The following is a 9,276-nucleotide window of genomic DNA, read 5'->3' as shown; positions in this document are numbered from 1 at the left end:
GGGGTTGGGGGTTGGGGGTTGGGGGTTGGGGTGTGGGGTGTGGGGTTTTACCCATTTTCAGGTGGTCAATTACCTAATTTTCAGGGAAAAAGTCCCGGAATTTTCCCCCCAATCACTCCAAGGGTCGGCACTTTTTGAGGTCAAAAAAGTCTAAAAACCTTGTTGGATAAGGTTTTTAGATTTATTCAGCAAACCCTAATTATAGCGAATCGAATCAAGCCGGCAATTGCAGTTGACCCATGCCTTTGTTCTTAAACCTGACTCAAACAGAAAATCTTCGAATAGATGGGCAGCTTTGGATGGACTTTCTTGAATCGCAAGCTGGGATAGCTTGGGTCTTCTTTGAATTGCCGATAGACTTTACGAGTCTGCTCTTGAATCGGTTTTGGAAGATCAGCAAACATCTGCCGAAAACGAGCAGTGGTACAAGACTTCACAACGTTTCCGGGTCTAATTCTTGAGTCTTACCCGATCGATGTTCTGCCATTGCTTCGGCTGCTAGTTTAGCCAGCAAGTTTGGTGAGCGGGTAAAGGAGTCATTCCATCGCTGCTCTTCTTCGAGTTCTGCCAAAATTAGGGCTGCGATCGCGTCCTGTTGATCGGTTGACAAGGTTTTTAATTGGGCGATCGCCTGCTCAAGTCGTTCAGTCATGTTCTTTAAAGCCTCGGTTCTTTTCTAGGAAGACGGGAGCGAGACAAAATTTCGCAAATTGCTTATCCCTCTTGATATGTTAAAGTTATAGTGATTAGGCTTATCAACTCCGCTTATGGATAAACATAGGATAATTATATCAATCTATACCGATCAGAGGGAGATCGCCTCTCCCTATTTTTTCAGAAAAGCGATCGCCTGATTAAAGGTGATCAAGTTATCCGCAGGATTTGTTAGGATGAGGACACTAACAACTTATTTAAGGTTTGCTGAATAAATCTAAAAACCCTATCCAACAAGGTTTTTAGACTTTTTTGACCTCAAAAAGTGCCGACCCTTGGAGTGATTGGGGGGAAAATTCAGGGACTTTTTCCCTGAAAATTAGGTAATTGACCACCTGAAAATGGGTAAAACCCCAACCCCCAACCCCCAACCCCCAACCCCCAACCCCCACCGAAAAACTTTTTCAGCAGACCCTATTTAAGGATGAGTAAGTGGATGTGGTGGCCAGGTTCCCAATTAGATCGTATTGAAGCAAACCTAGAGGCAAATCAGAGCTAACTACCTCTTGCCTCTCCTAACCAAGAAATTAATTTTGCACCACTACTTATTACTTAATTACTGTTTATTTTGTAATTTTATCACTAATTCTTGGAAAGGTTGCCAATCATCTTCATAGGTAATGGCTTCCCAAACCGATTCGATGAGAGGTCTAAGTAAAGCGGTTTTAGGATTATAATGCTTTAAAGTGTCGCCAATTTGAGACAAGGAATCTGGGGGTAATTGATTTAAGACCAAACTATATAATTCTCGCCAACGTTGCCAATCAGCTTTGGGTAAATCCATATTTTCAAGAATTAGAGAACTATTTTCTCGCCAACCGTAATTAAATTGTTCACTTAATTGATAGAAAAAGTCGTGATAACCGAGGCCAGTTTCTTGGAGAACTTCCACGGTTTTGCTGACCAGTAAAGCGGATTCGGGAGTAAAAATATCCTCAAAACCTAACTTTTTGAGCATCATTGTTTGATAATAAAAATTGTAATGCTGGTCATAGTTAGCCAAAGCCATATCTAACTCTAACAAGGAGACGACCATGGCCAGGGGAGATTGCAGTAACTCTAGATTTAAACGACAGATAAAAGGCTGATTGCCATAACTATAACGGCCACCGTAGTCGAAATAGGCCGCCGTAAATTGGGGGTTATAGGAAGGAATAAAAGCGTAGGGACCATAATCGAAACTTTCCCCAGTAATTGACATATTATCGGTATTGAGAACCCCATGACAAAAACCTGCGGCCATCCATTGGGCTGCTAATTTAGCGGTTCTTTCAATCAAAGCGGCGTAAAATTGTAAATAGCGATCGCTATCTTGGGGATCGATTTCAGGATAATAATAAATAATCACATGATCGAGGAGTCTTTTAATTAAATCACTACGTTTAATATGAAATAAACGCTCAAAAGTCCCGAAACGAATATGAGAATTACTAACTCGAATCATCACCGAAGATCGCGTTGGGGAAGGTTCATCACCGCGCCAGAGATTTTCCCCCGTTTCCACCAAACTCAGACAGCGAGAGGTATTCACCCCTAAACTGCGTAAAGCTTCCCCAGCTAAGACTTCTCTAACTCCACCCTTGAGAGTTAACCTACCGTCCGCATGACGGGAATAGGGAGTCCGTCCCGATCCTTTCGTACCAAAATCGTATAATTTGCCATCAATACCCCTAACTTGACCGTAGAGAAAACCGCGACCATCCCCTAAAAAAGGATTATACTCGCCAAATTGATAACCGTGGTAACGCAGGGACAAAAAAGGTGTCAGGGATTGAAATTTACCAAAAGCCTCGATAAAATGCTCATCTAAGGTTAATTCTGGCTGAATTTCCACCAAAGGTAATAAAGCATCATTGCGAAAACGAAGGATATGACGGGGAAAATCTGCGGCTGCGACTTGATCATAGTAGTGGTCTCCCAAGTCCTGCATGGCGCTTTCGTAAGGGAGACTGAGAAAGGGATTGGTGAGATGGTCTGTCATAGTGGTGGTGTCGATCGAGCTTTGAGGCGTTAAAGTGATAAAGATAGCCAAAAAATTTTCCTACTGAGACTATCAAACAGCGATGCCCGATTCTATTATGTATCAAGGGGACTATTTTCTTGTCCTTGAGGCCGATCAACCTGAACAATTCCAGACTCCCGACCAGTTACGGGATAAGTTAAAAGATGTAATCACCGCAAAACCGGAGATTTGTCCCCGACAATTGGCGAAATTCTCTAGTCTTGAGGAAAAAGCTCTCTATCTGCGCGATAATTACTGCGAGTTAGACCTGGGTGAGGAGGGTTATTTACAATGGTATGTAGTGCGTTTGGAAAAATAAGGAAACCCACTTTTTAACTTTTTACTTTTAACTTGATCATTATGGGAGAAATAGAAGATTTACTGGCACAAATGAAGGCAGAATACCAGAAACGGGATCAGGAAAAACCGATACCGTCCCCTTCTTCTCGTCAAGAAAAAGAGCGTTCCCCGTCCGAATTTAAGGTTAATTATACCGGCGATTCTGCTACCGATGGGATTTTAAAAGCTTTAGCCTTAGAAAACCAAGAAAGGCAACAACAAGAGGCAGCGGAAAAAGAAAAAGCAGTGGCATTAAAACAGCAGCGCAAGCGAGAAGCTTTAACTAGAAAGGCCAAGCAATGGTTAGATAAATTGGATGCTAAATCGGAGGAAGGACGCTGGTTTGAGGAGTTTTCCTATGGCTACGATTCTCCTTTAGAAGCAGCGATTACCTATCTAGAAGCTTTGGGAGAAGTGGACATTTCTAAATGATCAGGTCTAATTTAAAGTTGTGGGTAAATTTGCTTGGTCAAAAACTCGATTATGCCACCAAATATTATCACCAGCGCTAATATTTGTGCCGTAACGAGGAACGATACCATAAACAGTGCCGGGGTCATAATCCAAAGCTTGACTGATGAGATTGTAGAGACGTTGTAGATCAAAACCCCGGGGGTCACAATGGGGATATTTTCCTTGATTAATCAGAAAACTATCCACGGCAAAATGGCTGACAATTTGCGGTAATTGTCCCGTTTGTAAGGCTGCTAGGAGATAATATTTCGCCGTTTGTTGGTATTGAAAATCACTGTAACCGGGGAGGGGTTGCAAGCGTCCTTTGGTCAAACAGTGGGATCCCGGCGCTTGCACCAGTTCAATGTTAACACTGGAGATAACCCGACGATTTCTTTCGGCAAAAACTGGTCGCAAGCGATCGCAATTAGGGTGAGATACCTGATCACAAATCGCTGCTGTTGCCCATAATGCGGTAGTTTTTGCCCCATCAAAGTAATTTGTGGGATATTTTTTGACTAAACGCCTAAAGACGGCTTCGGAAGGCGTATTTAACCAAATTCTCGCCCTTTTTTCTAACTCAGTCGCCGATCGCGTACTCAAAGGAACACCCTCTAAAGCAAGTGCAAAACCCTTGACGCGGATAGTTTCTGGGGTAAGTTGCCACAGTTGACGCACTAATTGATCTCTGGTGTCTGCGGGCAGCATTTCGGCCGCTTGTTCATAAAAAGTGGCAGTGGGACGGTGACGTTCAAAAAAAGGCCGGGCGATCGAGTCTAAAATATCTCTATCCCTGGAATTCGCTTTGCGGGGGATGTAAACATTGGGACCCAATTTCATCGGACCGCGAGCATATTTTTTCTGTTCTTCGATGTTACCCGCAGTCATACTCCAAGCTGTATCGTGGAGAATAAACAAAGGAGTGCGATCGAGGGTTAATTCGGTTTCTGGCGGGGTAATTTGCAAAAATTCGGCGATTTTCTGCTTTTCTGACTCATCTAGACTCTTACCGGCTAAATTCTCCCCCACAGTGGAGGGATTAAAAATATTTATGGTTGCAGTGGAGAGACTAGAGGTATTCAGTTTTAAAATCAGTAGGGACAAGACCAAACTAATCACCAAAGAAGTCACTCCCGATCGCCATTGTTCCGGGGGAAAGATAGAATATCTAGGGAGAGAAAATTGTCTTGATTTTTGCCGTCTTTGTCGATTCATCGGACTTTTTTAACGCGCTTTCCACCTATTGTATTCACTTTCTCCAAAAAGGGAATTAATAGGCAATAGGCAGCTTCCCCACTTCCCCACACCCCACACCCCACACCCTACACCCTACACATAATTACTGAGGAACCATTGGGTATTAAAAGCTCGATCGCAGGATATTTCTAGTAATCTTATGCCTGATTCCGGCAAAACTGCGATTTTTTGCTGAAAATCAGTCCAATCGCTGATTAAATGGTAATCGATACCGTAGGTGTGACAGAGTTGGCAAAAGTCGATATTTTGGGGAGTGGCAAAAAATTCTTCAAAGGGAGGGTCAAATTTGGCGATCGGCAACAGTTGGAAAATGCCGCCCCCCTTGTTATTGATTAAAATTATGGTCAAGGAGCCAACAAAATAATTTTTGATTAAAAAACCATTTGTGTCGTGTAATAGGGCTAAATCTCCCGTTAATAGTAGGCTGGGAACATTTTTATAAGCTATTCCTATCGCAGTGGAGAGGTTGCCGTCGATGCCATTGGCCCCGCGATTAAAATAGGGACGAATTTGGCGATCGCTAGGCGGGTTAAAAAACTCGGCATAGCGAACAGGCATACTATTAGAGATAAAGATCGGAGTCTGGGGGGGGAGGTATTGGGAAAGCAGCCAGGGGATTTTCCCTTCAATCAATTTAGTTTCTGCTGCCAAAAGGCGATCGATAGTTAATCTAGCTTGCTGGTCTAATTTTTGCCATAATTGCCGATATTCTCGGTTATTATCGGTTTTATCTGGGAATAGATCCCCTAATTGCTCGATATTTCCCCTGAGATGTCCGGTTTTTCCCTGTAGAGGATCGTAATTATCGGGATGGGGATCGATAATCCAGCGCGGACAGTCGATTTCTTCTAACCAGGTCCGTAATTCTTTGCTGGTGGGTAATTCGCCAATTTGTAGGACAACATCGGGGGTTAATTGGGTTTTAATGGCAGGATTCCGCAATAATAAATCATAGGTGGTGATGAGATGGGGATTTAACCCTGCATAGTTTCGCAGAGGAGATAAAGCTTCCGCTAAGACGGGATATTGTTGCGATCGGGCTAAATTAGCGATCGCCTGACAGTAACTTTCGGGGTTTTGCGGGGAAGCTAATCCCGCAATGATAATTCCTTTGGGGGGTAAAGAAGGAATTTGGAGAAGTGAGTGGTTAATTGGCATATTTTGCCGAGATATATGGCTAAAAAAAGCCTCTTGGTCAAAATTAGCCTCTAAATTGTTAATTTCTAGATCGGGAGTTGGTGCGAGGGGATCCCGAAATGGTAAGTTCAGATGCACCACTCCGGGGACAGGATCGAGACAGCGCAACCACGCGTGGATGATGGTTTGACGGAGATAGCGTAAACGCTCGATATTGGCACTAGGACAGCTAATTTCCGCTTGCCAATTTGGATAATTACCGTAGAGTTTGACTTGATCGATAGTCTGACCGGCATGAGCATGACGCAATTCTGGGGGGCGATCGGCGGTTAGAATTAATAAAGGGACATGACTTTCTTTTGCTTCAATGACTGCGGGATAAAAATTAGCCGTGGCAGTGCCAGAAGTGCAGACTAAAACCACCGGTTGATATAATTGTTTGGCTAATCCCAAGGCAAAAAAGGCAGCCGAGCGCTCGTCTAAGATGGGAATAGTTTCAATCTGGGGATGTCTTGCCAAGGCTACCGTTAAAGGAGTCGATCGCGATCCGGGAGAAACCACCCCTATCTTCAATCCCAAACGGGCCAATGTTTCGACTAAAATAGAACCCCAAAGTGTATTAAGATTGCGAAAATCGATCGACATTTATCAATTCAGTGGCAAAGGTTAGGGGACGATAAGTTAAAGAGTCTATTAATCAATTTAACACTGGCCGGAACTGGCCAAGAATAAGTTATTCCTGAGTCAGCGATGCAGAAGTTATTAAAAGAGAGCGAAGGCAATTGGCCTCTACAATAATATTATTGCGCCAATGGTAGGGGCGCATCCCGTGCGTCCAAAATATCCTATAGATATTTCTCGAAAATTGAGATCCAGTCAGTTTTCAAGTTCCCTATAGCCAAAGCAAACTAACATCAATAGGTTTTGAAAATTTTCCACTATGCTCCTGATTACAGAACAAATTTACCAGCGCATTTTCACCCACGCAGAATCCACCTATCCCGAAGAATGTTGTGGGTTACTCTTAGGAAAAATTACCGAAACAGCAGCCCAAGTGATCACCATGCAAGCAACAGAAAATAACTGGTCTGGCAATAGGAGAAACCGCTTTAGTATGGCCCCAGAAGTGCTTTTACAAGCTCAAAAATCGGCGCGGGAAAACCAGCTAGAAATTATTGGTATCTATCATTCCCATCCCGATCATGCCGCCATTCCTTCGGAAATTGATCGCCAATTAGCCTGGTCAGGATATACTTATTTAATTGTCTCCGTAGTTTCAGGACGAGCGATCGATTTACAAGCTTGGCAACTAGACGAACGCGAACAATTTCAACCAGTAAAAATATTGTAGTCTTGTGTAAATAGCAAACAGCCTTAAGGTGATTCTCCCCGTTGGCAATCCTAATCCCGCGACAATTAGAGGCAACACCGATGTTGACTAGCACTTCCCCTGCTTTCCACCCACCCGCAATCGATTTAATTGGGATTGATCATCTCCAATGGTATGGACGAGTATTATGGCTAGGAATAGGTTGCATCCGTGGGACGGAGAAAGCAGTCATAGATAGGGCAATTAGGGATATTTTTCAGCGTTATCACCTCTCTTTAGCCGCTATTGCTGGTATTGCCACCCTTGACATCAAAGCTGATGAACGGGGTTTAATTGCCTACTGTCAAGAGAAAGGATTGCCTCTAAAAACCTTTACTGCCAAGGAGTTGAGAGATATTAATGTCCCCAATCCCTCGGCCATTGTCAACAAGGAAATGGGAACCCCTAGCGTCGCTGAAGCTGCCGCTTTAAAAATGGGCAAGACTTTGCTAGTAAGCAAGCAAATAGAAGCAAAATCGGTGACAGTGGCCGTTTCTTTGGCCGCAAGGGAATATAGAGGATAACAAATCGATGCTTAAACAGGTTTTATTTCTTAGTAATGGTCATGGTGAGGACTTAAATGCTAGTTTAATTCTGGGGGAATTACAAAAAATTCAGCCTCAATTATCTATAGCTGCTTTGCCTTTTGTGGGAGAGGGAAAAGCTTATCAAAAATTGCCCGTACCAATTATTGCCCCCACTGCTACTATGCCATCGGGGGGAATTATTTATACCAATCTTTTTAATTGGATTAAGGATATTGGTGCGGGATTAATCGGTCTAACTATTAAACAAATTCAGGCAGCTTTTAAAGTTAGCAAGGATTGTGATTTATTGATAGCAGTGGGGGATATCGTGCCGATTGCGATCGCTTCTTTAACCGGTCGTCCTTTTGTGGCTTTTATTGTTTCTACTTCCAGTTATTACGAAGGCACAATTAAATTACCTTTACTCACAGAGTTATGTTTAAGATCCAAGAATTGTTTAAGGGTTTTCACTAGGGATAAATATACAGCAACAGACCTACAAAATCGGGGGATTAAAAAAGCGATTTTTGCTGGTTATCCGATTATGGATGTCTTAACACCAACGGGTAAAGATTTAGAATTAGATAGTCAAATTCCCATGATTGCTTTATTAGCGGGGAGTCGTTTACCGGAAGCTTTGAGTAATTTAGCTTTACAGTTACAAGTCTGTGAGGAAATAGTTAAAATTAAACCGATGCAGTTTCGGGCTGCTATCGTTCCTAGTATCACAGAAACCGACTTAGAAAATTTAGCTAAACAAGAAGGATGGCATTATTTAGGAGCGGGAAAATTAGAGAAAAATGGGGCTTTATTATGCTGTTATCGTGATGCTTTTGCCGATATTTTACACCATTGTGACGCTTGTTTAGCCATGGCGGGGACAGCAGTAGAACAAGCAGTAGGATTAGGAAAACCCGTCATCCAAATACCCGGATTTGGTCCCCAATTTACCTACCCCTTTGCTGAGGCACAAATGCGCTTATTAGGGGAATCGGTGATAACTATTGGACAGAAACCCACCCAGGTAAATTTATTTAAAAATGCCGCGGTTAAAATTATCGATATTTTGGCAGATTCTCGTTATTTACACAGATGTTTAGAAAATGGCAAAATTAGAGTGGGAGAGTCCGGAGGTAGCAGAAATATTGCCGAGGAAATTTATAGCATTTTTCAAAAGTAATGGCAGAGATAGTTATACTATATCCGTTGAGTATAGGCTACATATCAGGAGAGGCAATAGATAATCAGAACGTAGGTTGGGTTGAAGCATGAAACCCAACACCTGCAAGGGTTACGCTACCGCTAACCCATCCTACAAATAATTGTGCCTCCCTACTTATCAGGAGAGGCAATAGATAATCAGTCTTTAATAACCAGATTTAGGATTAAAATAAAATTATTGTACTATCATTACTCCCAGGGATTTTACCAAAATGTCCAACGAAACCGTTACTTATACTCTTGAATCCGTCCTCAAG

Annotated in this window: 9 protein-coding genes; 5 read left to right on the top strand and 4 right to left on the bottom strand. The window is 42.7% G+C overall.

Translation table 11 applies throughout. The features are described 5' to 3' along the window. Window positions 1–433: 433 nt before the first annotated feature. Window positions 434–652: a hypothetical protein gene (locus IM479_RS08080; protein ID WP_287685043.1), complete on the bottom strand. Its 219-nt coding sequence runs from the start codon at window positions 650–652 to the stop codon at window positions 434–436. Window positions 653–1,270: 618 nt separating this feature from the next. Next, window positions 1,271–2,695 carry a protein adenylyltransferase SelO gene (locus tag IM479_RS08075; RefSeq protein ID WP_502845711.1) on the bottom strand — a complete coding sequence of 475 codons (1,425 nt, stop codon included), beginning with the start codon at window positions 2,693–2,695 and terminating at the stop codon, window positions 1,271–1,273. Window positions 2,696–2,777: 82 nt separating this feature from the next. On the opposite strand from IM479_RS08075, the gene IM479_RS08070 reads away from it, so the two are divergent. Next, window positions 2,778–3,035 carry a CRR7 family NDH-1 assembly protein gene (locus IM479_RS08070; RefSeq protein ID WP_287077456.1) on the top strand — a complete coding sequence of 86 codons (258 nt, stop codon included), beginning with the start codon at window positions 2,778–2,780 and terminating at the stop codon, window positions 3,033–3,035. Between the two features lie 41 nt (window positions 3,036–3,076). Further along, window positions 3,077–3,487, top strand: a complete 411-nt coding sequence (locus IM479_RS08065) for a salt stress protein, Slr1339 family (RefSeq protein WP_287077455.1) — start codon at window positions 3,077–3,079, stop codon at window positions 3,485–3,487. 6 nt (window positions 3,488–3,493) lie between these two features. Here the strand turns inward: IM479_RS08065 and IM479_RS08060 are convergent, their stop codons facing one another. Next, window positions 3,494–4,723 carry a hypothetical protein gene (locus tag IM479_RS08060; protein ID WP_287685041.1) on the bottom strand — a complete coding sequence of 410 codons (1,230 nt, stop codon included), beginning with the start codon at window positions 4,721–4,723 and terminating at the stop codon, window positions 3,494–3,496. 114 nt (window positions 4,724–4,837) lie between these two features. Then, complete coding sequence (menD, locus tag IM479_RS08055) at window positions 4,838–6,547, bottom strand: 2-succinyl-5-enolpyruvyl-6-hydroxy-3-cyclohexene-1-carboxylic-acid synthase (RefSeq protein ID WP_287685040.1); 1,710 nt, start codon at window positions 6,545–6,547, stop codon at window positions 4,838–4,840. Between the two features lie 295 nt (window positions 6,548–6,842). Between menD and IM479_RS08050 the strand changes: the two genes are divergently transcribed. The 3 genes from IM479_RS08050 to IM479_RS08040 all read left to right on the top strand — a co-directional run bounded on the left by IM479_RS08050 (window position 6,843) and on the right by IM479_RS08040 (window position 8,978). Continuing rightward, a complete protein-coding gene (locus tag IM479_RS08050) occupies window positions 6,843–7,253 on the top strand; it encodes a M67 family metallopeptidase (RefSeq protein WP_287685039.1) in 411 nt (136 codons plus the stop codon). An 80-nt stretch (window positions 7,254–7,333) separates the two neighbouring features. After that, entirely contained in the window at window positions 7,334–7,795 is a 462-nt protein-coding gene (locus IM479_RS08045; protein WP_287685044.1) for a cobalamin biosynthesis protein, read from the top strand. A 7-nt stretch (window positions 7,796–7,802) separates the two neighbouring features. Next, window positions 7,803–8,978, top strand: coding sequence for a lipid-A-disaccharide synthase-related protein (locus tag IM479_RS08040; RefSeq protein ID WP_286826852.1), 1,176 nt, complete (start codon window positions 7,803–7,805; stop codon window positions 8,976–8,978). The last annotated feature ends 298 nt before the right edge of the window (window positions 8,979–9,276 follow it).

It is taken from the genome of Microcystis sp. M165S2, from assembly GCF_020245885.1.
GTDB lineage: Bacteria > Cyanobacteriota > Cyanobacteriia > Cyanobacteriales > Microcystaceae > Microcystis.
The sequence above is the reverse complement of the archived record's forward strand: the minus strand, read 5'-3'. Positions and strand labels throughout refer to the sequence as shown.